The 22,685-nt window shown below is 71.5% G+C and carries 19 protein-coding genes and 1 pseudogene; 9 read left to right on the forward strand and 11 right to left on the reverse strand.

What is annotated here, in order from left to right:
- Positions 1-145 precede the first annotated feature (145 nt).
- The 5 genes from G443_RS19295 to sdhC all read right to left on the reverse strand — a co-directional run bounded on the left by G443_RS19295 (position 146) and on the right by sdhC (position 5,481).
- Complete coding sequence (locus G443_RS19295) at positions 146-1,537, reverse strand: D-alanyl-D-alanine carboxypeptidase family protein (protein WP_051314106.1); 1,392 nt, start codon at positions 1,535-1,537, stop codon at positions 146-148.
- Between the two features lie 375 nt (positions 1,538-1,912).
- Positions 1,913-2,716 (reverse strand): succinate dehydrogenase iron-sulfur subunit, encoded by an 804-nt coding sequence (locus G443_RS19300; RefSeq protein WP_026419408.1) that lies wholly within the window; start codon positions 2,714-2,716, stop codon positions 1,913-1,915.
- Positions 2,716-4,500: a succinate dehydrogenase flavoprotein subunit gene (sdhA, locus tag G443_RS19305; protein WP_026419407.1), complete on the reverse strand. Its 1,785-nt coding sequence runs from the start codon at positions 4,498-4,500 to the stop codon at positions 2,716-2,718. The genes G443_RS19300 and sdhA overlap by 1 nt, the downstream gene beginning before the upstream one ends.
- A gap of 118 nt (positions 4,501-4,618) precedes the next feature.
- Positions 4,619-5,041, reverse strand: a complete 423-nt coding sequence (locus G443_RS19310) for a succinate dehydrogenase hydrophobic membrane anchor subunit (protein WP_026419406.1) — start codon at positions 5,039-5,041, stop codon at positions 4,619-4,621.
- Between the two features lie 2 nt (positions 5,042-5,043).
- Positions 5,044-5,481: a succinate dehydrogenase, cytochrome b556 subunit gene (sdhC, locus tag G443_RS19315; protein ID WP_016698112.1), complete on the reverse strand. Its 438-nt coding sequence runs from the start codon at positions 5,479-5,481 to the stop codon at positions 5,044-5,046.
- Between the two features lie 431 nt (positions 5,482-5,912).
- Here sdhC and G443_RS19320 point away from each other — a divergent pair, with 431 nt between their 5' ends.
- The 6 genes from G443_RS19320 to G443_RS19345 all read left to right on the forward strand — a co-directional run bounded on the left by G443_RS19320 (position 5,913) and on the right by G443_RS19345 (position 13,279).
- Complete coding sequence (locus G443_RS19320; protein ID WP_026419405.1) at positions 5,913-7,058, forward strand: BMP family lipoprotein; 1,146 nt, start codon at positions 5,913-5,915, stop codon at positions 7,056-7,058.
- A 211-nt stretch (positions 7,059-7,269) separates the two neighbouring features.
- The gene (locus G443_RS19325) at positions 7,270-8,916 is read left to right on the forward strand and encodes an ABC transporter ATP-binding protein (RefSeq protein ID WP_026419404.1); all 1,647 of its coding nucleotides are present in this window, start codon (positions 7,270-7,272) and stop codon (positions 8,914-8,916) included.
- Positions 8,916-10,016, forward strand: coding sequence for an ABC transporter permease (locus G443_RS19330; RefSeq protein ID WP_026419403.1), 1,101 nt, complete (start codon positions 8,916-8,918; stop codon positions 10,014-10,016). Before G443_RS19325 ends, G443_RS19330 begins: the two co-directional genes overlap by 1 nt.
- A complete protein-coding gene (locus tag G443_RS19335) occupies positions 10,013-11,443 on the forward strand; it encodes an ABC transporter permease (RefSeq protein ID WP_026419402.1) in 1,431 nt (476 codons plus the stop codon). The genes G443_RS19330 and G443_RS19335 overlap by 4 nt, the downstream gene beginning before the upstream one ends.
- Positions 11,444-11,525: 82 nt before the next feature.
- Positions 11,526-11,936: a cytidine deaminase gene (locus G443_RS19340; RefSeq protein ID WP_026419401.1), complete on the forward strand. Its 411-nt coding sequence runs from the start codon at positions 11,526-11,528 to the stop codon at positions 11,934-11,936.
- A 44-nt stretch (positions 11,937-11,980) separates the two neighbouring features.
- The gene (locus tag G443_RS19345) at positions 11,981-13,279 is read left to right on the forward strand and encodes a thymidine phosphorylase (protein ID WP_026419400.1); all 1,299 of its coding nucleotides are present in this window, start codon (positions 11,981-11,983) and stop codon (positions 13,277-13,279) included.
- A gap of 159 nt (positions 13,280-13,438) precedes the next feature.
- On the opposite strand, the pseudogene G443_RS19350 reads toward G443_RS19345, so the two are convergent.
- Positions 13,439-13,825: pseudogene (locus G443_RS19350) on the reverse strand (DUF418 domain-containing protein); the annotation flags it as partial.
- On the opposite strand from G443_RS19350, the gene G443_RS25585 reads away from it, so the two are divergent.
- Both G443_RS25585 and G443_RS19360 read left to right on the forward strand, forming a co-directional pair.
- The gene (locus tag G443_RS25585) at positions 13,716-14,036 is read left to right on the forward strand and encodes a hypothetical protein (protein WP_253860248.1); all 321 of its coding nucleotides are present in this window, start codon (positions 13,716-13,718) and stop codon (positions 14,034-14,036) included. The pseudogene G443_RS19350 and the gene G443_RS25585 sit on opposite strands and share 110 nt — an antisense overlap.
- A 639-nt stretch (positions 14,037-14,675) precedes the next feature.
- On the forward strand, positions 14,676-15,338 hold the full coding sequence (locus G443_RS19360) for a TetR/AcrR family transcriptional regulator (RefSeq protein WP_026419398.1): 663 nt from the start codon (positions 14,676-14,678) through the stop codon (positions 15,336-15,338).
- A gap of 105 nt (positions 15,339-15,443) precedes the next feature.
- On the opposite strand, the gene G443_RS19365 is transcribed toward G443_RS19360, so the two are convergent.
- The 4 genes from G443_RS19365 to G443_RS19380 form a co-directional block, all read right to left on the reverse strand.
- On the reverse strand, positions 15,444-16,784 hold the full coding sequence (locus G443_RS19365; protein ID WP_026419397.1) for a hypothetical protein: 1,341 nt from the start codon (positions 16,782-16,784) through the stop codon (positions 15,444-15,446).
- Positions 16,781-17,368 carry a DUF3558 family protein gene (locus tag G443_RS19370; RefSeq protein WP_026419396.1) on the reverse strand — a complete coding sequence of 196 codons (588 nt, stop codon included), beginning with the start codon at positions 17,366-17,368 and terminating at the stop codon, positions 16,781-16,783. The genes G443_RS19365 and G443_RS19370 overlap by 4 nt, the downstream gene beginning before the upstream one ends.
- On the reverse strand, positions 17,361-17,786 hold the full coding sequence (locus G443_RS19375) for a hypothetical protein (RefSeq protein ID WP_155886193.1): 426 nt from the start codon (positions 17,784-17,786) through the stop codon (positions 17,361-17,363). Before G443_RS19375 ends, G443_RS19370 begins: the two co-directional genes overlap by 8 nt.
- Positions 17,787-18,390: 604 nt before the next feature.
- Positions 18,391-19,611, reverse strand: a complete 1,221-nt coding sequence (locus tag G443_RS19380; RefSeq protein ID WP_443612875.1) for a hypothetical protein — start codon at positions 19,609-19,611, stop codon at positions 18,391-18,393.
- Positions 19,612-20,137: 526 nt separating this feature from the next.
- Here G443_RS19380 and G443_RS19385 point away from each other — a divergent pair.
- Positions 20,138-21,235 carry an adenosine deaminase gene (locus G443_RS19385; RefSeq protein WP_026419393.1) on the forward strand — a complete coding sequence of 366 codons (1,098 nt, stop codon included), beginning with the start codon at positions 20,138-20,140 and terminating at the stop codon, positions 21,233-21,235.
- A 91-nt stretch (positions 21,236-21,326) separates the two neighbouring features.
- Here G443_RS19385 and G443_RS19390 read toward each other — a convergent pair whose 3' ends face one another.
- On the reverse strand, positions 21,327-22,658 hold the full coding sequence (locus tag G443_RS19390; protein ID WP_026419392.1) for a SatS C-terminal domain-containing protein: 1,332 nt from the start codon (positions 22,656-22,658) through the stop codon (positions 21,327-21,329).
- Between the last annotated feature and the right edge of the window lie 27 nt (positions 22,659-22,685).

Below are 22,685 nucleotides of genomic sequence, written 5' to 3' on the forward strand. Positions count from 1 at the left end.
ACCGGGGTGACGGCCTGACGGGGGCGGCGTTCGGCGTGCTGCCAGCGCTCGGGTGGCTCCTGTCGCGTCTGCCGGCGGAGACGGGGCGAACGCGGACGGCGGCAGGGCCGGCGCGACGTCGCTCCGCCGGCGGTGGTGCCCGGCGTCAGCCCTGTTGCGGGGGGTTCTGGTTCGGGGGCGGCCACAGCCAGTCCTCGGTGGCCTTCGCGGCCTCCTCCCGCTGCTTGGCGGCCCGGCGGGCGGCGGCCTTCCGGCGCGCCGCGCGGTCCCGCAACGTCAGCACGGTGAAGAACAGCACCACGACGCCGGCGAGGATGGTCAGGGGAAGCCCGAAGCTGCCGAACATCGAGGTGTCCCCGGCCCGGTCGGCCAGCCTGGGCTGGTCCTGTGCCGTGACCGGCTCGTCGGCGTCCCCACCGGCTGCGGAGGCGTCGCCGCTCTCACCGGCCTCGGCCGCGTCATCGGACTCGGGCGGCGAGGTGTCCAGGGTGCCCACCCCGGACTCCGCCGGCAGGGCGAAACCGTAGTCGAGCAGCGATGCCGCCTGCTGCCACAACGGGGTGACGGGCTCCCCCCGCAGCAGCACCACGCCGAGGCGACGTCCGTCGCGTTCGGCCGCCCCGGCGAAGGTGTAGCGGGCGTCGTCGGTGAAGCTGTCGCGGCCTCCCAGCGCCCCCGGGTAGTTGGCCAGCAGGTCGCTGTCGTTGACCAGCGGTCCGAGCGCTCCGCCCGGCAGCGGCAGCTCGGGGCTGCTGAACGCGCTCAGGTAGTCCTCGTTGCCCAGGGCCTCGCGCAGGAACAGCGTCACGTCGTAGGCCGACGTGCTGATGCCGGGGGCCTCCAGGCCGGAGGGGGTGGTGGCCCTGGTGTCCAGGGCGCCCAGCTCCTCGGCGACCGCGTTCATCCGGTCCAGGGTGGCGGGGATCCCCCCGAGCTGGCGGGCCAACGCGTTGGCGGCGTCGTTCCCGGAGGCCATCACCAGGCCGTTGACCACCTGGCGGGTGGTGTACTCGGTGTTGGCGGCGATGCCCATCGCCGCGCCACCCTGAGCCACGTCCTCGGGGGTCCCGACGACGATGTCCTCCATGCCGAGGTCCCGAAGCGCGACCAACGCGGTCAGGATCTTCATCGTCGCCGCGGGCCGGTGCCGGCCGTGCGGGTCCCGGGCCGCCAGCACCTCGCCGGAGCCCAGGTCGGCGACCACCCAGGACGCCGCCGTCACGTCGGCGGGGGCCGGGGGAGCGCCCTCGGGCAGCACTTCGCCGCACTCGCCGAGCCGTTCACCGCCGACCGGTTCGTCCGGAACGGCCAGGGGTGGGGGAGGACCCTCCCCCGGCGCGAGACCCTCGGTGTCACTCGGCGCGGCGGGTGGGCTCTCCCGCACCGGGCACTCGGTCCCGTTCTGGTCCTGGGTGAGAGCCGCGGGTTGCCACGACGGGGATGCCACCGCGGTGCCTGTCACCAGTCCGAGTGGGGCCAGCAGAGCGGCACCCACGCCGATGGACAGAGCCGCGGCGAAGCGACGACGAGCCGGCATAGACACGCTTCTCAGGCTAGCCACCCCACTCTGCGTGATCGCACCGGCCACCGGAGCTGTCAAGGTTTCAATCGCCTTCGCTGGCATGGGGGAACGTCCTCGGCGTTCGGGGACGGCAGCCCGGGGCCTGCCACCACCACGGGTTGGGCGGCCGACGCGACGGCACGTCGGCGGCACGGGAAGGGGGAGGGGAGCGACGGAGACGAGCGGGAAGGCGGGAACGGGCCGCGCCCCGAGCCGGGCGGCGGGGGCGGGGCGCTCACCGGGATCGCCGAGGGCGCTCGGCGGTGGGAGGAGCGCCGGGACCGAGGACGGCCGCCGGCGCGACCCCGTCCGGGCCGGCGCAGGCCGGCCCGGACGCGGGTAAGGAGGGGGTCAGACCCTGCGGAAGAGCAGGGCCCGCTTGACCTCCTGGATCGCCTGCGTGACCTGGATGCCTCGCGGGCAGGCGTCCGTGCAGTTGAACGTCGTGCGGCACCGCCACACGCCCTCGTTGTCGTTGAGGATGTCCAGCCGCTCCTCGGCGCCCTCGTCCCGGCTGTCGAAGATGAACCGGTGGGCGTTGACGATCGCCGCCGGGCCGAAGTAGGAACCCTCGGTCCAGAACACCGGGCAGGACGTCGTGCACGCGGCGCACAGGATGCACTTGGTGGTGTCGTCGAACCGGGCGCGGTCCGCCGAGGACTGGAGGCGCTCCCGCGTCGGCTCGTTGCCGGTGGTGACCAGGTAGGGCTTCACCGCCCGGTAGGCCTCGAAGAACGGCTCCATGTCGACGATCAGGTCCTTCTCCACGGGAAGGCCCTTGATCGGCTCGATGCTGATGGTGGTGTGCTTCCCGCCGCCCGCCAGCAGGTCCTTGATCAGCACCTTGCAGGCGAGCCGGTTGATGCCGTTGATCCGCATCGCGTCGGACCCGCAGATGCCGTGGGCGCAGGAACGGCGGAACGCCAGCGTGCCGTCCAGGTACCACTTGACGTGGTGCAGCAGGTTCAGCACGCGGTCGGTCGGCAGGGCCGGTACGTCGAAGGACTCCCAGTAGGGCTCGTCCGCGTCGCCCTCCGGGTTGTACCGGCGGATCTTCACGGTGACGACGACGGAGCCCTCCGGGGCGGGGGGCGGCGCGGCCGGGTCGTTCCGCGAGTCGTCGGTGCCCGGCTTCTCTGTGGTGGGTGCGGACATCAGTACTTGCGCTCCATCGGCTGGTAGCGGGTGATCACAACCGGCTTGTAGTCGAGCCGGATGTCGGCGGTCAGACCACCGAAGCCCGTCTTCTTCGTGGTGTCGTCGTCCGAGATCTGCTTGTACGCCATGGTGTGCCGCAGGAAGTTGACGTCGTCCCGGGTCGTGTAGTCCTCGCGGGCGTGACCGCCCCTGGACTCCTTCCGGTTGATCGCGCCCAGCACCAGCACCTCGGCGAGCTCCAGCAGGAAGCCGAGTTCGACGGCCTCCAGCAGGTCGGTGTTGTACCGCTTGCCGTGGTCCTGGATGGCCACCCGGTCGAAGCGTTCCTTGAGCGCCTGCACGTCGTGCAGCGCCTGCTTCAGGGTGTCCTCGGTGCGGTAGACGGAGGCGTTGGCGTCCATCGTCTGCTGGAGCTCGGTGCGGATGTTCGCCACCCGCTCGCCGCCGGTGGAGGCGTTCAGCTTGTCCACCATCGCCACCACCGGGACCTCCGGGGCCTCGGGCAGGTCGACGAAGTCGTGCGCCTTCGCGTACTCGGCCGCGGCGATCCCGGCCCGCCGGCCGAAGACGTTGATGTCCAACAGCGAGTTGGTGCCCAGCCGGTTGGCGCCGTGCACCGACACGCAGGCGCACTCGCCGGCGGCGTACAGGCCCGGGACCACGTTCTCGGCGTCCCGCAGCACCTCACCCTTGATGTTGGTGGGGATGCCGCCCATGGCGTAGTGGGCGGTCGGGTACACCGGGACCGGCTCCTCCACCGGGTCGATGCCCAGGTAGGTGCGGGAGAACTCGGTGATGTCCGGCAGCTTCGCGTCCAGCACCTCCGCCCCGAGGTGGGTGAGGTCCAGCAGCACGTAGTCCTTGTGCGGCCCGCAGCCCCGGCCCTCGCGGACCTCGGTGGCCATCGCCCTGGCCACCATGTCCCTGGGCGCGAGGTCCTTGATGGTGGGCGCGTACCGCTCCATGAAGCGTTCACCGGAGTCGTTCCGCAGGATGCCGCCCTCGCCCCTGGCGCCCTCGGTCAGGAGGATGCCCAGGCCGGCCAGGCCGGTCGGGTGGAACTGGTAGAACTCCATGTCCTCCAGCGGCAGGCCCTTGCGGAAGACGATGGCCATGCCATCACCCGTGAGGGTGTGGGCGTTCGAGGTGGTCTTGAAGACCTTGCCGAAGCCGCCGGTGGCGAAGACGACGGCCTTCGCCTGGAACACGTGGATCTCGCCGGTGGCCAGCTCCAGCGCGACGGCGCCAGTGCAGACGGGGCCGTCGGCGGTCTCGGTGAGGCAGATGTCCAGCACGTAGAACTCGTTGAAGAACTCCACCTCGTGCTTGATGCAGTTCTGGTAGAGCGTCTGGAGGATCATGTGGCCGGTGCGGTCGGCCGCGTAGCAGGCCCGGCGCACCGCGGCCTCACCGTGGTTGCGGGTGTGGCCGCCGAACCGGCGCTGGTCGATCTTGCCCTCGGGGGTGCGGTTGAACGGCAGCCCCATCTTCTCCAGGTCGAGGACCGCGTCGATGGCCTCCTTGGCCATGATCTCGGCGGCGTCCTGGTCGACGAGGTAGTCACCACCCTTGACGGTGTCGAAGGTGTGCCATTCCCAGTTGTCTTCCTCGACGTTGGCCAGCGCGGCGCACATCCCGCCCTGGGCGGCGCCGGTGTGGGACCGAGTGGGATAGAGCTTGGTGAGCACCGCGGTACGCGCCTGCTGACCGGACTCGATCGCCGCTCGCATCCCGGCGCCGCCGGCGCCGACGATCACCACGTCGTACTTGTGGAACTGCATGAGCGTCTCTCCGTCTTCACTGCGCCGACCCCGGGTGGTCGCCCACCCGGGGTCGCCCGCACTTCTCGCGTCGGACGGCGCCTACCGCGTCGCCGTCGGGGGACCCGGGGGACCGGCGTCAGTTACCGATGTTGGGGTCGAAGGTGAACAGCACGAAGGTCCCGACGGCGATCGTGACGATCATCGAGACGTAGAGCAGCATCTTCAACCAGAAGCGGGTCTGGTCCTTGCGCGCGTAGTCGTTGATGACGGTGCGCAGGCCGTTGCCGCCGTGGAGACCGGCCAGCCACAGCATGGTCAGGTCCCAGAACTGCCAGAACGGCGAGGCCCACCGACCGGCGACGAACGCGAAGTTGATGCGCTGCACGCCGTCGTCCAGGAACAGCATGATGAGCAGGTGGCCCAGCACCAGGAAGACCAGCAGCAGGCCGGACAGGCGCATGAACAACCAGCTGTACAGCTCGAAGTTGCTGCGCCGCGCCGCCGGGCGCTGCGGGGAACGGGGCTTGTCCACCGAGAAGGGGGCGTCGGTCACGGACATGGTCAGCTACCCCCGAACAGGTCAGCGAAGCCCTTGACGAGCAGGTAGTAGGAGCCGGGGATCATCACGACCAGCCAGATCGCGAGGATCGTCCACAGCATCGGCTTCTGGTACTTGGTGCCCTTCGACCAGAAGTCCACGAGCATCACCCGGATGCCGTTCAGGGCGTGGTAGAGCACGGCACCGACGAGGCCCAGCTCGAAGAGCACCATCACCGGGTGCTTGTAGGTCTCGATCACGACGTCGTACGCGTTCGGCGAGACCCGCACCAGTGCGGTGTCCAGCACGTGGACGAACAGGAAGAAGAAGACGAGCACACCGGTGATCCGGTGGGCTACCCACGACCACATCCCCGGGTCGCCCCGGTACAGGGTGCCGCCAAGCCGGGCGTTCCCCGCCCGGTCCGCGGCACCAGCCGAGTGGGCGGTGGTGCTGGCCATGATCGACGGCCTCCAACATCGCTGGTGGGAAGGGACTCGTAACGTCGCGGGAAACTCGCCTCGAGCATCACGAAGCCTTGACTCGCCGGATGTTAGTCCTGGGCAATCACTCCGGCACAGCCGACGGTGCCTGGTTGTGACTGACCGAACATGCCGTGGTGCGCGGGTGGGCGGTGGCCAACCGGCCGGTGGTGGTGATCTGGGGGTCGCCTCACCTCGGCGAACCGGCGTGGCGGGAACCCGAGGGTGGTCGCGGTGCGTGAGGGGTCCTGGTTGTCAACCGCGAACCGTGTGTCTCCCGCGATGCGGACCCAACGATTCGGTTAAGGGCCCGTGAACGGCTACCGACCATGCGCTACCGACAGGTACGGTTCGGCGTCCGCAGAGACCTCTGTGCTGCTCAGCATGACTGAGTTGGAAGGAGTGCAACCATGCGTCGACCGCGTGGTGCCGCGCTGGCAATCGCCCTGACCGGGGTGTTGGCGGTGGTCGGGTGTGCCAAGGACGGCGGCGGCACGTCGACGTCCGGTGAGGGCGGCGGTGGCGAGGGCGCCGCCGGCTGCCAGCTGGCCGACCCGCCCCCCGTCCCGGACGAGGTCGAGGTCAGCACACCGGAGACGGCCGACGTCGACGGCAGCGAGCTGCGCGTCGGTCTGGCCTACGACATCGGTGGCCGGGGTGACGCCTCGTTCAACGACGCCGCCGCCGCCGGTCTCGACCGGGCCGAGGAGGAGTTCGGCCTTGGCGACGTCCGCGAGCTGACGGCCGAGGCCAACGAGTCCGAGGACGCCAAGGTGTCCCGCCTGCGCCAGCTGGCCGACGAGGGCTTCAGCCCGATCATCGGGGTCGGCTTCGCCTACGCCGACGCCTTCGAGACCGTCGCCGCCGACTACCCCGACACCGACTTCGCGCTGGTCGACGCGGCCGTGGAGGGTGCGGACAACATCACCCCGCTGCTGTTCGCCGAGCACGAGGGCTCCTTCCTCGCGGGTGTGGCCGCCGCCTACAAGACGGACAACTGCCACATCGGCTTCGTCGGGGGCGTGGAGACGCCGCTGATCCAGAAGTTCGAGGCCGGCTTCCTCGAGGGTGCCCGGGCGGCCGCCCCGGACATCCAGATCGAGAACACCTACCTGACCCCGGCCGGTGACATCACGGGCTTCCAGGACCCGGCCAAGGGCAACGAGGCGACCCGCGCGCAGCTCGACGCCGGTGCCGACGTCGTGTACCACGCCGCCGGTGCCTCCGGGAAGGGCGTGTTCGAGGCCGCGAAGGCGGGTGACGCGCTCGCGATCGGCGTCGACTCCGACCAGTACAACCAGGAGACGGTGGCGGAGTCGAGGGACGTCATCATCACCTCGATGCTCAAGCGCGTCGACGTGGCGGTGTTCAACTACCTCGCCGCGGTCGCGGAGGAGGACCTCGCGGACTTCCCCGAGGTCTTCGACCTGAGCGTCGACGGCGTGGACTACTCCACCTCGGGGGGGATGGTCGACGACATCGCCGACGTCCTCGACGGTTACAAGGCCCAGATCATCGAGGGTGAGATCGAGGTCCCGTCCTCGCCGACCGGCTGAGCCGGTCCACCACCCGCCGCTCCCAGGCAACGCACCGGGCACCTCGCGACCAGCGCGGGGTGCCCGGTGTCGGATCCGGGCAAGGGGCACCCACGACGGGCGGGCGCGTGTCCCGCACACTCGAAGGGCGGCGCGGCCACCCACGCCCGCCGCCACGGTCGTCGGCCGGTCGAGACGCGGCCGAGAGCCACACACGACAAGGAAGGGCGGGATGACCAGTCCTGTTCCCGAGGAAGGCACCGGTCACGACGCCGGGGTGCCCTCCGACACAGCCGCCGTGCCCGCGGTGAGGCTGTCCGGGATCACCAAGCGGTTCCCCGGCGTCGTCGCCAACTCGGACGTGCACCTGGGGGTGCGGGCCGGCGAGGTGCACGCGCTCTGCGGGGAGAACGGCGCGGGCAAGTCGACCCTGATGAAGATCCTCTACGGCATGCAGCAACCGGACGAGGGCACGATCGAGGTCGAGGGGCGGGAGGTGGTCTTCCGCTCGCCGGCCGACGCGATCGACGCGGGCGTGGGCATGGTGCACCAGCACTTCATGCTGGCCGACAACCTCACGGTCCTGGAGAACGTGCTCCTGGGCGCGGAGAAGCTGCACGGCATCGGCCGGCGGGCCAGGGCGAGGGTGTCGGAACTGGCCAGGCGGGCCGGCCTCACCGTCGACCTCTCCCTGCTCGTCGAGGAGCTCGGGGTCGCCGACCGGCAGCGCGTCGAGATCCTCAAGGTGCTCTACCGGGGTGCCCGCATCGTCATCCTCGACGAGCCGACGGCCGTGCTGGTCCCGCAGGAGGTCGACGAGCTGTTCGCGACCCTGCGCGAGATGCGGGCCGACGGTTACACCTTCCTCTTCATCTCCCACAAGCTGGACGAGGTGCGGGCGATCGCCGACGCCGTCACCGTGATCCGTCGGGGCACCACGGTCGGCACCGCCGACCCGAGGACGGTCACCTCGCGGCAGCTCGCCGAGATGATGGTGGGCAGCGAGCTCCCCAGCCCGGAGACGCGCGTGTCCTCGGTCACCGACGTCGAGGTGCTGCGCGTCGAGGGCCTGACCCTGCGGAGCGAGGGCAGCGAGCGGCCCCTGCTCGACTCGATCGACCTCACCGTCCGGGCGGGGGAGATCGTGGGCATCGCCGGGGTCGAGGGCAACGGCCAGGTCGAACTCGTCGAGGCCGTCATGGGGATGCGCCGGGCCCACGCCGGCACCGTCCGGTTGTCGGGGGTCGACCTCACCAGCAAGGGCACGATGGCCCGGCGTGAGGCGGGCATCGGGTACGTCCCGGAGGACCGCACCCGGCACGGCCTGCTCCTCGACGAACCGCTGTGGTCCAACCGCATCCTCGGCTTCCAGAGCCGCCGCCCGGTCTCCAGCGGCGCGTGGCTCAGCATCGAGGGAGCCAGGACGGACACCACCCGCATCGTCGAACAGTTCGACGTCCGCACCCCGGGCATCGACGTGGCCGCCGGGGCGCTCTCCGGCGGGAACCAGCAGAAGCTGATCGTCGGACGGGAACTGTCCGGCGACCCCGTCCTGCTCATCGCCTCCCACCCCACCCGAGGGGTGGACGTCGGCGCGCAGGCGGGCATCTGGGAACACATCAAGACCGCGAGGGCCAACGGTCTCGCGGTGCTGCTCGTCTCCGCTGACCTCGACGAGCTGATCGGGCTGTCGGACACGATCAAGGTCATCTACGGCGGGCGGCTGGTCGCGGACGCCGACCCCCGGTCCGTCACCCCGGAGGACCTGGGCGCGGCCATGACCGGCGCCGGGGAGGTCGGCACCGACGACGGCGGCACCGACGACGGGGGCACCGACGACGGCGGGACCGACCGGTCGACACGAGGCGGGGATCGGTGATGGGGTCGATACGAGCGAAACTGCTGCCGCCGGCACTGGCGATCGCCTTCGCCGTGCTGCTGTGCGCGGTGACCCTGCTGTTCTCCGGGAGCAGCCCGCTGGAGGCGCTGGGCGCCATGGTGGGCAGCCTCGGCCGGGGCACGACCGCCGTGGACGTGGTCAACACCGCCACCTCGTACTACATCGTCGCCCTCGCGGCGGCCCTCGGGTTCCAGATGAACCTGCTGAACATCGGCATCGAGGGCCAGTACCGGCTCGCGGCCTGCGTCGCCGCGATCGTGGGTGGCGCGGTCACGCTGCCCTTCGGGCTGGGCGTGGTCGTCACCATGCTCGCGGCGGCCGCCACCGGAGCCGCGTGGGTGGGCATCGCCGCGTTGCTCAAGGTGTACCGGGGCGTGTCCGAGGTGATCTCCACGATCATGCTGAACGCGCTGTCGTTCGGCGTGATCGCCTACCTGATCAGCTCGGACATGTTCGGCGAGCTGCGCGGGAACAACATCGGCACGCCCTACCTGCCCGAATCCAGCCGCGTCCCCGGCTTCTCCTTCGGCTCGTCGGGGACCGTGTTCGGCATGGTGCTGGTGGCCGCCGCCCTCGGCGTCGGGTACTGGGTGTTGATGAACCGGACCAGGTTCGGCTTCGAGCTGCGCGCCTCCGGGAAGTCGCCGACGGCGGCGGCCGCGGGCGGCGTCAACGCCAAGAAGATGATCCTGGTGACCCTGCTGATCTCCGGTGCGGTCGCCGGCCTCGCCGGGCTGCCCGAACTGCTCGGCCGGGACCACACCTTCAGCCTGAACTTCCCCGCCGGCTACGGGTTCACCGGGTTGGCGGTGGCGCTGCTCGGGCGGAACAACCCCGTCGGCATCGCCTTCGGCGCGCTGCTGTGGGCCTTCCTGGACAAGAGCAGGCTCGCCCTCGACAACGTGGGCGTGCCCAGCGAGATCGTGACCATCATGCAGGGCTCGATCGTCCTGTCGGTCGTCGTGGCGTACGAGCTGGTCCGCCGCGTCGAGCTGCGGGCCGAGCAGCGGCGGGTCGGCGGGCAGAACCCGCCCGGCTCCGGTGAGCCGCGGCCCGTGTCGGCAGGAGGTGCCGTATGACCCTCGGCGCTACGTCACAGGACCCGAACACCTCGGCGGGGCCGGTGACCGAGAAGGCACCGCGGTCCCGGCGTCGCATCCCCGGTTGGCTCATGGGAGCCCTCTGGGTCGCGGTGGTCATGGTCCTGCTCTCGACCACGTCCTTCCTCACCGGGCTCCCGCAGCTCACCTCGTCCAGCACCATCGAGTCGGCGGCGCGGTTCGCGCTGCCGATCCTGCTGGCCGCCCTGGGCGGGCTGTGGGCGGAACGGGCCGGCATCATCAACATCGGCCTCGAAGGCATGATGATCTTCGGGACCTGGGGTGCGGCCTTCGCCGGCTACTACTGGGGCCCGTGGGCCGGCCTGTTGGCCGCCGCCCTGTTCGGCGCGGTCGGCGGCCTGCTGCACGCCGTGGCCACCGTCACTTTCGGGGTGAACCACATCGTCTCCGGTGTGGCGATCAACCTGTTGGGCCTCGGCGTCACCAAGTACCTGTCGAGCCTGATCTTCTACCCGCTGTCCGGGAACCCGCGCGAGTCGCCGCCGGTGCCGAAGTTCGACACCTACTCGGCGCAGCCGCTGGCCGGGTGGCTGGGCGAGTTGGAGGCGATGCAGCGGGTCGGGATCTCCGACGTGGCCGGCATCCTGCGCGGCCTCGTGATCGGCGTCTCCCCGCTGGCCATGATCGGCATCCTGCTGGTGCCGGTGAGCTACCTGGTGCTGTGGCGGAGCCGGTTCGGGCTCCGGTTGCGATCCTGCGGTGAGAACCCGAAGGCCGCCGAGTCGCTCGGCGTCAACGTGTACCTGTACAAGTACTCGGCCGTGATCATGTCCGGCGCGCTGGCCGGCATCGGTGGCGCCGCCCTGGTCCTCAACCCGGGGCAGCCCGGCTACTCGGAGAACCAGGTGAACGGCCGGGGCTACATCGGCCTCGCGGCGATGATCTTCGGCAACTGGCGGCCGGGTGGTCTGCTCGGTGGTTCCGCGCTGTTCGGCTACGCCGACGGCCTCCGGCTGCGGCAGGGCGAAACGACCGTGCACGCCCTGCTGTACGGAGCGGCGCTGCTGGTGCTGGTCCTCGCCGTCGTGCACCTCGTGCGGGGCCGTTGGACGAACGGGGCCACCGCCCTCGGGGGAGCGGTCGCGCTCTACGCGGTGTACTGGTTCACCGACGGCATCCCCCGGGAGCTGTTGGCCTACGCGCCGCACCTGGTGACGCTGGTGGTGCTCGCCGTCGCCGCCCAGAAACTGCGGGGACCGGCGGCCAACGGGCTCCAGTACAGCCGGGAGACCGGTGGTCGCCGGAAACGGGGAGGGAAGGAACCCGGGGCCCTGGTGGGCGCCGGCGGGCCCGGGGCGCCGCCACCACCCCCCGGTGGTCGGGCGGGACCCGACGAGGCGGAACCCCCAGGCCGGGGTGGGGCCGCGCCGCCAACGGGCGGTTGATCCGGTCGCTCCCGCACGACGCGGGAGCGAGGACCGGAGCGGACGAGGACACGCGCTGATCGTGGGAAGAGGAGCCAACGAGATGACGACGGCGACGGCCGGGACCGAGGTCGACTGGGACGCCCTGCGCGAGGCCGCGGTCCGGGCCGCCCAGACCGCCTACTGCCCCTACTCGGGACTCCAGGTGGGGGCGGCGGCGGTCTGCTCGGACGGGCGGGTGGTCACCGGGTGCAACGTCGAGAACGCCTCCTACGGGGTCGGTCTCTGCGCCGAGTGCACCATGGCCGGTCAGCTCCAGCTCACCGGCGGTGGCCGGTTCGTCGCCGTCGCCTGCCGCTCCGGAGCCGGTGAGCTGCTCATGCCCTGCGGTCGTTGCCGCCAGGTGCTCTACGAACTCGGTGGACCCGAGTGCCTGGTGGACACCCCGGACGGGGTGCTGCCGATGACGCGGGTGCTGCCGGCGGCCTTCGGGCCGGCGGACCTGCCCGCCTGAGGCGCCGCGCCGGAACGAACGGTGAGCCAGAGCGAGGAGACGAGATGACCTCAGCGTTGAGCGCCGTGGACGTGATCCGCGTGAAGCGGGACGGCGGCGAACTGACCGACGAGCAGATCGACTGGGTGGTCGACGCCTACAACGCGGGTGCCGTCGCCGAGGAACAGATGGCGGCTCTCGCGATGGCGATCCTGCTGAACGGGATGACGGCCCGGGAGACCGGTCGCTGGACGCGGGCGATCGTGCGCTCGGGGGAGCGGCTGGACCTGACCGAGGTCGACCGGCCGACCGTCGACAAGCACTCCACGGGGGGTGTGGGTGACAAGATCACCCTGCCGCTGGCCCCGCTGGTGGCGACCTGCGGGGCGGCCGTCCCCCAGCTCTCCGGCCGCGGCCTCGGCCACACCGGAGGCACCCTGGACAAGCTGGAGTCCATCCCCGGGTGGCGGGCGCGTCTCACCACCGCCGAGATCGTCGCGCAGCTGAACTCCGTCGGCGCGGTCGTCTGCGCGCCCACCGAGGGGCTGGCGCCAGCCGACCGCAAGCTGTACGCGCTGCGCGACGTCACCGGGACCGTCGAGTCCATCCCCCTGATCGCCGGGTCGATCATGGGGAAGAAGGTCGCGGAGGGCGCGGACGGCCTCGTGCTCGACGTCAAGGTCGGCTCCGGCGCCTTCATGAAGAACGAGGACAGGGCGAGGGAGCTCGCCGCCACCCTGGTGTCCATCGGTGAGAGCCACGGCATGGCGGTGAGCGCCCTGCTGACCGACATGTCCACCCCGCTGGGGGCCACCGTGGGCAACGCCCTGGAGGTCGCCGAGGCGGTGGACGTGCTGCGCGGTGGTGGCCCCGCCGACGTCGTCGAGCTGACGGTGGCACTGGCCACCGAGATGCTGCGGCTGGCCGGCATCGACCCCACCGGTGCCACCGATCCCGCCGCCGTGCTCTCCTCCGGCGCCGCCTACGAGACGTGGTGCCGGATGATCCGCGCGCAGGGAGGGGACCCGGAGGCCCCCCTGCCGACCGCCGCGCACACCCGGACCGTCACGGCCGCGGAGGACGGTGTCCTGACCGCCGTGGACGCCTACCAGGTCGGGATGGCCGCCTGGCGGCTCGGCGCCGGCCGGGCCAGGAAGGAGGACGCCGTGCGGTTCGGTGCCGGTGTCCGCCTGTTGGCCAGGCCAGGCGACCGCGTCCGCCGGGGCGACCCGCTGTTCGAGCTGAGCACCGACACCCCGGAGGCGTTCCCCGGTGCGGTGGCCGAGCTGGCCAGCGCGGTGCGCACCGGGGAGACGGCGGTCGAGGCGCACCCCCTTGTGCTGGATGTGGTGCGCGGAGGATGAGTCCGCTCCAGCGGCCGCCTCGCCCCGCCGCCCCCGGGTGGCCCCTCCCAGGTCAGCCCTGGTCTCGGCTGACCCGGCCCGGCCCCGGTCGCGCTCGGCGCTGAGCCGGCGCAACAGGACCTCGAAGGGGCCTCGTCGTCCGGCCCTGCGCAGCAGGTCGGCGACGACGAGCCCGAGCACCCACACCCCGAGCCCGACCAGCACGGACGTCGCGACGTCGATGTGCTGCCCGAGGTTGAACGTGGTCGGGTTGAACAGGGCGAACCAGACGACGGACTGGAGCAGGTAACAGGTCATGGACCGTTCGCCCGAGGCCCGGAGCGCGGTGACGAGCGGTCCGCCTCGGTCACCGAGGCGGACGGCGAGCAGGGCGATCAGCGCCGCGTAACCCAGTCCACCCGCGACGCCGGCCGTCGAGTGCAGCGCGAAGGCGGCGGTGGACACGAGGGTGGAGGTGTCGGTCCACAGCAGCGAGTGGATCAGCGCCAGGGGAAGGCCGCCGACGACGGCGATGGTGATACCGCCGATGGCCGTGGCCCGCAGCAGGCCGAGGGAGCGCTCCGGGTGTTCCAGCAGCTGTCGGCGGGCCGCCCAGATCCCCACGAGGAACGGGGACAGCGACGTCACCGCGAAGAGCAGCGTGCTGACGGGCCAGCTCGCGAGCCGGATCGCCGCGTCGGTCAACGGGTCCACCGTCTCCATGGCGGCCGCACCGGAACCGGTGGCGGCCATCGCCCCGACGAAGGCCACCGAGTAGAGCGTGGAGCACACCACCAGGCACACGCCGGCCAGACGGATCAGCGCACGGTCACTCCACCGCAGGGCGCCGACGAAGACGAGGGCGAGCAGGCCGTAGGTGGCGAGGATGTCGCCGGGGAACAGCAGGACCGCGTGGAACAGTCCGAACAGGACCATCCACCACCCCCGGCGCCGGAGGAACCGGCGGACCCTCGGCCAGTCCCACCCGCTCACCGCCCGGTTGGCCGCGACGCGGGCGAGCCCGTAGCCGAAGAGCGCCGCGAACATCGGGTAGCCACGGCTGTCGGCGAACAGGGTGAGGACGGCGGCGGCGATCCGGTCGAGGACGTCCCCGTGCGTCGGGTATCCGCCGGCGAAGTGGCTGTCCCCGCCGACCAGCATGTGAGCGTGGACCAACGCGATCACGGCCAGCATCACGCCTCGGGCGAGGTCGGGCGCGAGGGACCTCGCGTGCGGCGTGTTCGCCGAGGGTGGGGACCCGGACGAACGACCTGAGGTGGCGGGAACGGACACGACGGACTCCCCGGTGGTCGTGAAGGATGTCGGGCGGAGCCGGATGCCGGCCCCGGGAAGATACGGAAGCGTATCTAAAAATCACCTTAGGGTACGGTCGCGTATCCAAGCAAGGAGGGGTGCCGTGGGGGACCAGGTGGACCGGGAGGGGACGGCGCGAACCCGCCGGCGGGGCGCGGCCCTCGTCGCCGCGATCCACGCGGCCGCGTTGGCGGAACTCGCCGAGGTCGGGCTCGGTCGCATGAGCATGGAGGGAGTGGCCCGCCGCGCCGGTGCCGCGAAGACCTCGCTCTACCGGCGCTGGAACTCCCCGCACGAGCTGCTGCTGGACGCCATCCAGGTCACCTACCCGCAGGAGGAGGTGTCACCGGCCACGAACGACCTCCGAGGCGACCTCATCCGCGCGCTGCGCCAGCTGCGGGAGTGGATGAACACCGACCAGGCCCAGGCGGTGTCCGCGATCATGATCGAACGGGACCGGTACCCCGACCTCGTCGCGGCCCTGTTCGACCGGGTGTTCGACCCCGCCGGCGGCCGGGTGACCCGGGTCGTGCTGCGGCACTACGCCGACCGAGGAGCCATCGACGCCGAGCGCCTGACCCCGGTCGTGACCGACATCGGGGAGGCCCTGGTGTTCAAGTTCGCCAGCGACACCGGGCGGTTTCCCACCGACGAGCAGCTGGCCGACATCGTCGACCAGGCCATCCTGCCGGCCGTCGGGATCACATCCGGCTGGTCCGGGGAGGAGACCCGACCGCCTCACGCCTCCGAGACCGGGCCTCGCTGATCGACGCCGCTCCGGAGTTCCGCCTCCGGAGCGAGAACGCGCCTGGGTCGGGCACCCACTGGCACCCCGGCACCCACGGGCACCGGGGAGGGCAGCGCCGCGCGCTCAACGCCCGTGGTCCTCCCCGAGCACGGGCGGTGCGACAGCCCTGCCGTCCCCGAAGAGGTCGTCGGTCTCCTGGAGGTAGGACGGCCGCGAGTGCTCCTGGTCCTCCGCGCGCTGTTCGCCCCGGCCCGCACCGCCACCACCCACCGGACCACCGGTGCCCCCACCGGGTCCTCCCGCCCCGGGGCGGCCACCGCCCGTCCCGCCGGTCACTCCTCCCACCGCGGAACCACCACCGGGGCCGACACCACCGCCGGGCGGGCCGAACCCGCCAGCGGGCCCCGAGCCGCCGGTGGTCCCGAACCCTCCGGCAGGTCCGAACCCTCCGACCGGTCCGCTGCCGGGCGGGACGTTCGGCCCGGGTGGCACACCGCCACCGGGCGAACCGCCCGCCCGGACCCAGTCCGACGTCACCAGCGGCGGCGACAGGACGGGAGGGCTGGGCGGTGATCCGAGGTTGTCAGGCACACCGGTCGGAACCGGTGGGGACGGGGGCACGGGGAAGCCGTTCCCGTTTCGCCAACCGCCGCTACCCCCTTCTCCGCCGCCGATGCCACCACCACCGGCGGTCCGGCCGTCTTCGCTCACGCCACGCCAGTCGGCGCCCCTGTGCTGGTGGTCGCCAGCACCGTGCGGGCTCCTCACCGGGGCCGACGGCACCGGCGGAGGTGGGTACCGGTCCTGGCGGACCGGTACTCGGTGCGAGTCCGCCGTTCCCGTGGCCTCCCGGGCCTCCGTCGCCCCGTTGCCGAACTCGGGTGGGGGAACGAACGAGGGCATCGAGGCGTCGACCTCGCGCAGGGCCGACTCCAACTCGACACTGACATCGACGGCCCGTGCATGTGCCTCGGTGGAGGCCGCGTGGGCGGCGCGGGCCTCCTCGCCCATCCTGAGCGCCTCCAGCGGGCTGAAGGCAGCGACGACCTCACGCAGGAAACCTGGCTCGTCGTACTCCACGGGATCCGGCATCGCGTCCCGAGCCCGCACCGCGATCTCGCTCTGCGCTCGCACCGAGTCACCGATGCGGCTCATGGCCTCGCTGGTCCTCCCCGACCATTGCCCGAGCGAGTCGAGGACGGCACGGGCGGAGTCGGCGGCCTCGCCCTCCCACACGATGTCGCGGGTGGCCGACATCGCCCGCAGTACGTCGCGGACCTCCTTCATGGCGGAGCGCATCTCGTACCAGCCCTCGGCGATGTCCGCACAACCGGCTGGATCGTTGTTCTCGCGCACCCAGCGGCGCAGGGTGGCGTGGTCCACGGCCGCGTAGTTGTGGGGACAGCCGAAGGTGGGGGCGCGGGAGGGGGAACGCTCGGTGAGTCCCCCGTGGTCAGGGATCACGGAGCTCCCGCCGACAGGGTGGCCGCGACGCTCTCGGCCAGTGGGTCGATGACATCGCAGGCGGCGGTGCTGGTCTCGCTCTCCGCGCCCAGGGACACGTAGCCCGCGGAGTCCGAGGAAAGGATGACCTGGCACCAGATGTCGTCCGTGATCCGGTACCCGCGCAGCCCCCCCACCGAGATGTCGACGACCGTGTACTGGTCGAGGTTCAGGCTCTCGGCAGCCTCCCCGACGGCCACGTCGACGATCACCCCCGGATCGCCGCGCTCGGCGGCCAGGAAGTCGCAGGAGTTCAGGACGCTGGAGTACTCCCCGGATGCGGGGTCCAGCCCGACATCACGCAGTTCGTCCTCCGTGAACAGCTCACAGGGATCCAGGGATGCCAGCCGGCCCGCACCGGGAGCACCACCGGCCGCGCTCGTGGCGGCCGGGCCGCCCGAGCCCCCGGGAGCGATCGCGGCGGGCGCGTCGACGGGTGCGGCGGTTCCCAGTTCGACCGCGCCGCACGAGGAGACAAGGAGCACCGAGACCGCCAGGCAGGACAGTGCGGCGGTCGTGGTGCCGGCGCGGCTCGCATCACGCATCGCCTCCTCCCCTGATCGTGTCAAGGGAGGACTCGACGGCCTCGTCGGTCTCCTGGGTGTGGCGCACGGCCGCGCGGACGGCGGTAGCCAGGTCGCTGATGAGGCCCTGGAACGTCGTGAGGATGTCTCTCGCGGAGTCCATCCCACCGCTGGCGACGAGCTCGTCGTGACGCGACATCCACTCGGCGGCCGGCCCGGAACCGAGCGGGACCTTCTGCTCCACCCGTCGAAGCTCGCGGAGCATTCGAGCCACTGAGTCCGCGATGTCGTCAAGCCTGGCTGCGGCGGCCTCCGCGCTCCGCTGTTCCATGTGGACCGAACCCGAAGCCACGCTCGTTCTGAGCTGGTCGACCTGGTTGGTCACCGCCGCCCCGACGGGTGCCAGGCGGGCGCCGCCAGCTCCGAATGGTGTCGTCATCCCAAGGACCCCCGCACTGATCTCCCCGGACGAGTCGCGACTGGTCGACTCGTGCCCAAGGGCAAGCCGATCGAAAAGTAGCAGCGGTGATCGAGATGCGGAGAGTATTCGACTCACTACCACCCGTGTGTAGTAGGTGGTCGCCGTCAGGCACCACGACGGAACACGGACCCGTCAGGCGCGTGGGTGCTGATCACGGCAGAGGTGCCGTCGTCGGGTGCCGCTGCTCGTCAGGGAGCACGTTCCCCAGCCCGGGCCGTGCGGCGGGAAGCGCTGTCGGAGAGCGCATCACCTGACGCTGGTTGCCGGGAGGGGCCGGGGCTGGGCCGTTCTCGGCGGTGGTCCCCGGTGGTCGCCCGGGCGCGTGCGGCAGGACGGCAGCGCGGCCGGGGGCCGTGTGCCGGACGCGGCGCAGCGACTCAGCGGGCAAGCGGCGGGGGCGAGGTCGCCGCCAGGCGGCTGACGACGGCCGGCGGCGGGAGGTGGGTGGTGTCGGCAGGCTCGAACACCGCGCCTGAGGGGCGCGGCCGGGGCCTGCCGGAAGGGTGCCGGGCGGCCACCCGACGGCAGGAGGGGGTGGCCGCTGTCGCGGCCACCCCCTCCGTCAGCGTGACGCGGGCTCAGGCGCTCTCGATGGCGTCGGCCTCGTCGCCCTTCTCCCCCTCGCGGCCCTTGCCGCCCTTGCGGGTGGCGCGGCGCTGCTGCCGGGGCAGCGGGGTGGGCGGTGGCGGCGGCGTGGGGCCCCACCGAGGATCAGCTCGGCGAAGGTGGCCATCGCCTCGTCGAGCTGGGTGGCGTTGCGCCGTTCGGACTCCGCGTTGGCCTCCCGCACCATGCTGTTCACCGCGCCGGTGTCCGGGCGGTCGGCGAGGGTGCCGTCGATCCGGTCGAGGTGCGTCTCGACGGCGCGGTTCAGCTCGGAGATCTTCGACAGGACGTCGGAGTCCACCTCGCGCAGGCGGGTGTCCACGGCGTCGTTCAGTTCACCGATCCGGCCGAGGACGCTGTCATCGACCTTCTCCACCCGGCTGTTGACGTCCTGCACGCGGCGGGAGAGCTGTTCCAGGCGCTCGGCGAGGGCGTCGAGCTTCTCGGTCGGGTCGACCGCCGGGCGCTCCAGCAGGCTGTCGAGCTTGCGCTGGACCTCGTCCCGCGTCTCGCGCAGCTGGTCGCCCAGTGTCTCGCGGCTGGTCTCCACGCTCGCGCGCACGGCCTCGGACGACGAGGTGACCTCGCCGCGCACGGTCTCCGCGGACTCCGTGACGTGCCGCTGGAGGGCTTCCTTGGTCCCGTCCAGGTGCTCGTGCACACCCTCGTCGACCTCGTCGATGCGGCTGCGCAGCGACAGCTCCAGGCCGTCCATCCGCTCCCGCACCGGGCCGTGCACCGCGGCGGGCATGTTCTCCAGCCGGGTGTCCTGCTTGTCCAGGTGCAGGCCCAGGTCGTCCAGGCGCTTGTGGATGTGGCCGAGGCGGTCCTCCAGGCCGTCCATCCGCCCCGCGACGCCGTCGAAGCGTCCGGAGACCCCGTCGAGGCGGCCGTCGAGCTGGGCGAACGGCTTGGCCAGCTTGTCCACCAGGCCGTCGACCGCGTGCAGCAGCCCCGAGATAGCGGTGTCCTGGGACTCCAGTTTCGAGAGCGCCTCGTCCAGTCTCTCGGCCAGGACGCTGACCTCGGTGCGATCGGGCAGTTCGGACAGTCGCTTGCGGACGGAACCGAGCGACTCGAGAGGGGACAGCCGAGCGTGGATCTCGTCCAACGCGTCGAAGACCTGTTGCTGCTCGCTGTCGCGGATCTCGGCCGCTCGCGTCAACATCGAGCGCATCCGGTCGAACGACAACGCTGAGTGGTTGTTCTCGTTCACGGCGTGGGTGACCTTCGTCAGGGGGCGGGGGCGACACAGCGAGCCTAACCAGTCAGTGGCACGACCGGAAAGGACCCCCAGCGATAACGCGATTACTGGGTGTAGACGACCGCGTCGTCACGGAGCGGTACCGCGACGACCTGTCTTCTTCGGTTGTGTCCTCAGTGTAAGGAACGTCCCCCGACGGATGGCGGTGCCGGCGCCGTGGCAGGCATCCGTGATCAACAGCTACGCGCCGTGTCTACCACGCGGGATGGCTCCCGGCCAGCCACCACGCCGAGCGACCTCCGTTCGCGGAGGTGTCGGACCGCCTGGTGAGCGGGGGGAGCGGGGGAGCCGGCCGTCGTGGCAGGGTGACGGACGATCAACCACCCCTTCGGACCACCGAGCGGTCCGATCCGGCGATCCTCACCTGCCCGGGGCCGTGGGTCACCTGGCTGATCCCAAGGGGCTGAACCCCGCTGGCCCACGCCGATACATTGGGGCCATGTCGACGCCGCTGACGTCGGAGAACCTCCGACTCGCCCCGAAAGTCGTGCTGCACGACCACCTCGACGGTGGTCTGCGGCCCCAGACCCTGATCGACCTCGCGAAGGAGACCGGGTACGACCGGCTCCCGAGCACGGACGCCGGCACCCTGGCGACCTGGTTCCGCGAGAGCGCGAACTCCGGTTCGCTGGAGCGCTACCTGGAAACCTTCGCGCACACCGTGGGCGTCATGCAGACCAGGGACGCCATCACCCGCATCGCCGCCGAGGCCGCCGAGGACCTGGCCGCGGACGGCGTGGTCTACGCGGAGGTGCGTTACGCGCCGGAGCAGTCCCAGCAGAAGGGGCTGGGGCTCGACGAGATCGTGGAGGCCACCCAGGAGGGGTTCGCGCTCGGCGCCTCACGTGCCGCCGCCGACGGCCGCACGATCCGGGTCGGGACCCTGCTGTGCGGGATGCGCCAGGCGGACCGTTCGCAGGAGATCGCCGAACTCGCGGTCCGCCACCGCGACTCCGGCGTCGTCGGTTTCGACATCGCCGGCCCCGAGGCTGGCTTCCCCCCCACCCGGCAGATCGACACCTTCGAGTACCTCCGCCAGGAGAACATGCACTTCACCATCCACGCCGGCGAGTCGTTCGGGCTCCCGTCGGTGTGGGAGGCGGTGCAACGCTGCGGCGCGGAACGGCTCGGGCACGGCGTCCGCCTCGCCGACGACGTGACCGTGGGCGAGGACGGTTCGGTGAAGCTGGGCGAGGTCGCCTCCTACGTGCGCGATCGGCGGATCGCGCTGGAGATGTGCCCGTCGTCCAACCTCCAGACCGGCGCGGCGAAGTCCCTGGAGGAACACCCGTTCCCCCTGCTGGCCGCCGAGCGGTTCCGGGTGACCGTCAACACCGACAACCGCCTGATGAGCGACTGCACGGTGTCGAGCGAGTTCGGACTCCTCGTCGAGGCGTTCGGCTACGGCTGGGAGGACGTGGAGCGCTTCACGCTGAACGCCGCCAAGGCCGCCTTCATCGACTACGAGGACCGCCGCGCCCTCATCGACGACGTCCTCATCCCCGCCTACCAGGCGCTGGCCGGGGACGGCAGCTGACACTTCCCGTCCCCGCCGGGGCCGGAGGGACGCGGGAACGCCGAGGGGGACGTCCGCCACGGACGTCCCCCTCGGGTGGCTGCGCGGGCGGTCAGCCCTCGTTGCGGTGGAGGCGTTCCTCGAACCCGTCGACCAGGTCGCGCCAGGCCGCCTGTTCCTTCTCGTACGGCGGGCTGGGCGCGAGCCGGGTCGGGTCGGGACGCAGCGCGAAGGACACCAACCACCCCAGGCTGGTCGACGGGGCCAGGGCCTCGGCCGCCGAGTCGTCCGCCGCCCAGTCGGCCGCGTCGGTGAGGAGCTCCACGGCGAGTTCCAGTTGGTTGGCGTCGATACCCTCCGGGCCCTCGGCGAGTTCCTCGTCGAGACCGACGAGGGTGTAGGTGTTGTCGCCGTCGACGTCCTCGATCGCCAGTTCGCCGGCCGAGGACTTCGCGAGCACCTCCGGCCAGGTCGACACCTCGGCGAGGTCCCCTCCCACCGCGGGCGTCTCCGCGGTGTCCTCGTCGGCGGCGGGACCCGAGGAGCGGATGTGCGCCAGCAGGGCCTCGGTGGAGGGGAACACCTCGATCGTGCCGTCCGCGCCGAGGAAGATCGGCTCGTCACCCAGGTAGCAGCGCAGCGTGTACCAGTCACCGCTCGCCGTCACGATCCGGATCGGGTCGATCCCCACCCCGCGCCAGAAACCGAGTTCCCCCGGGGTGGCATCCGGTTCGACGCCGGCGCCGGCCTCCTCGGCGGGGGACAGCTCGACCGACGGGTCCTTGGGGGTCACCGGCTCCGACTCGTCGACCGTGACCTCCGCGTCGTCCTCCGACGACTCCTCGTCCTCCGAGGGGAGCTCGGCCGACGCCCTGGCCACCGCCTCGGCGTCGACGTCGGGTGTGGCGACGACACCGTCGACGGCGTCCAGCACCTCGTCCCACCGGCTGACGACCACCCGCGCCAGGTCCGTCCACAACCGTTCCCCGTCCCGACCGGAGAACTGCACCGTGCCCTGGTCCAGGACGGAGAAGCCGGGGGAGGCGTCGAGGACCTCGTCGACCACGTCGAGCTCGCAGACCGCCGCGAGCGACCGGAGGATGGAGACGATGTCGGCCAGTTCGCCCAGCACCCAGGTGTCCGGATCCTGCGCGACCAGCTCCGGCACGCCGACCAGGTCGAACTGGTGGTCGGCGTCGGGCAGCAGTTCCCGCGCCGTCAGCTCGGGAACGACGTCCCACGCCGGGTGGTCCAACAGGTCGTGGTCGGCGTCGGAACGGATGAAGGCCGCCAGCTGGGCGCTGTCTGGGAAGAGGTAGAGGTCCTCCTCGTGCCCGAGGAACGCCTCCCACTCCTCGCCGTCCTCGCGCCAGCGAGGAGCCCACAGCGTCACCATGTCGCCCTGGGTGAGTCCGAGTTCGATCGGAACGATGTCCTGCGCCATCGGCTACCTTCCGGTGCGCCGGCCGCG

The sequence above is a fragment of the Actinoalloteichus caeruleus DSM 43889 genome (assembly GCF_000429185.2).
Classification (GTDB): Bacteria; Actinomycetota; Actinomycetes; order Mycobacteriales; family Pseudonocardiaceae; genus Actinoalloteichus_B; species Actinoalloteichus_B caeruleus.

What these genes read in the sequence shown, in the direction of transcription:
- G443_RS19295 (WP_051314106.1), bottom strand. Translation starts at nt 1,537, where the DNA reads ATGCCGGCTCGTCGTCGCTTCGCCGCGGCTCTGTCCATCGGCGTGGGT.
- G443_RS19300 (WP_026419408.1), bottom strand. Translation starts at nt 2,716, where the DNA reads ATGTCCGCACCCACCACAGAGAAGCCGGGCACCGACGACTCGCGGAAC.
- sdhA (WP_026419407.1), bottom strand. Translation starts at nt 4,500, where the DNA reads ATGCAGTTCCACAAGTACGACGTGGTGATCGTCGGCGCCGGCGGCGCC.
- G443_RS19310 (WP_026419406.1), bottom strand. Translation starts at nt 5,041, where the DNA reads ATGTCCGTGACCGACGCCCCCTTCTCGGTGGACAAGCCCCGTTCCCCG.
- sdhC (WP_016698112.1), bottom strand. Translation starts at nt 5,481, where the DNA reads ATGGCCAGCACCACCGCCCACTCGGCTGGTGCCGCGGACCGGGCGGGG.
- G443_RS19320 (WP_026419405.1), top strand. Translation starts at nt 5,913, where the DNA reads ATGCGTCGACCGCGTGGTGCCGCGCTGGCAATCGCCCTGACCGGGGTG.
- G443_RS19325 (WP_026419404.1), top strand. Translation starts at nt 7,270, where the DNA reads ATGACCAGTCCTGTTCCCGAGGAAGGCACCGGTCACGACGCCGGGGTG.
- G443_RS19330 (WP_026419403.1), top strand. Translation starts at nt 8,916, where the DNA reads ATGGGGTCGATACGAGCGAAACTGCTGCCGCCGGCACTGGCGATCGCC.
- G443_RS19335 (WP_026419402.1), top strand. Translation starts at nt 10,013, where the DNA reads ATGACCCTCGGCGCTACGTCACAGGACCCGAACACCTCGGCGGGGCCG.
- G443_RS19340 (WP_026419401.1), top strand. Translation starts at nt 11,526, where the DNA reads ATGACGACGGCGACGGCCGGGACCGAGGTCGACTGGGACGCCCTGCGC.
- G443_RS19345 (WP_026419400.1), top strand. Translation starts at nt 11,981, where the DNA reads ATGACCTCAGCGTTGAGCGCCGTGGACGTGATCCGCGTGAAGCGGGAC.
- G443_RS19370 (WP_026419396.1), bottom strand. Translation starts at nt 17,368, where the DNA reads ATGCGTGATGCGAGCCGCGCCGGCACCACGACCGCCGCACTGTCCTGC.
- G443_RS19375 (WP_155886193.1), bottom strand. Translation starts at nt 17,786, where the DNA reads ATGACGACACCATTCGGAGCTGGCGGCGCCCGCCTGGCACCCGTCGGG.
- G443_RS19380 (WP_443612875.1), bottom strand. Translation starts at nt 19,611, where the DNA reads ATGCGCTCGATGTTGACGCGAGCGGCCGAGATCCGCGACAGCGAGCAG.
- G443_RS19385 (WP_026419393.1), top strand. Translation starts at nt 20,138, where the DNA reads ATGTCGACGCCGCTGACGTCGGAGAACCTCCGACTCGCCCCGAAAGTC.
- G443_RS19390 (WP_026419392.1), bottom strand. Translation starts at nt 22,658, where the DNA reads ATGGCGCAGGACATCGTTCCGATCGAACTCGGACTCACCCAGGGCGAC.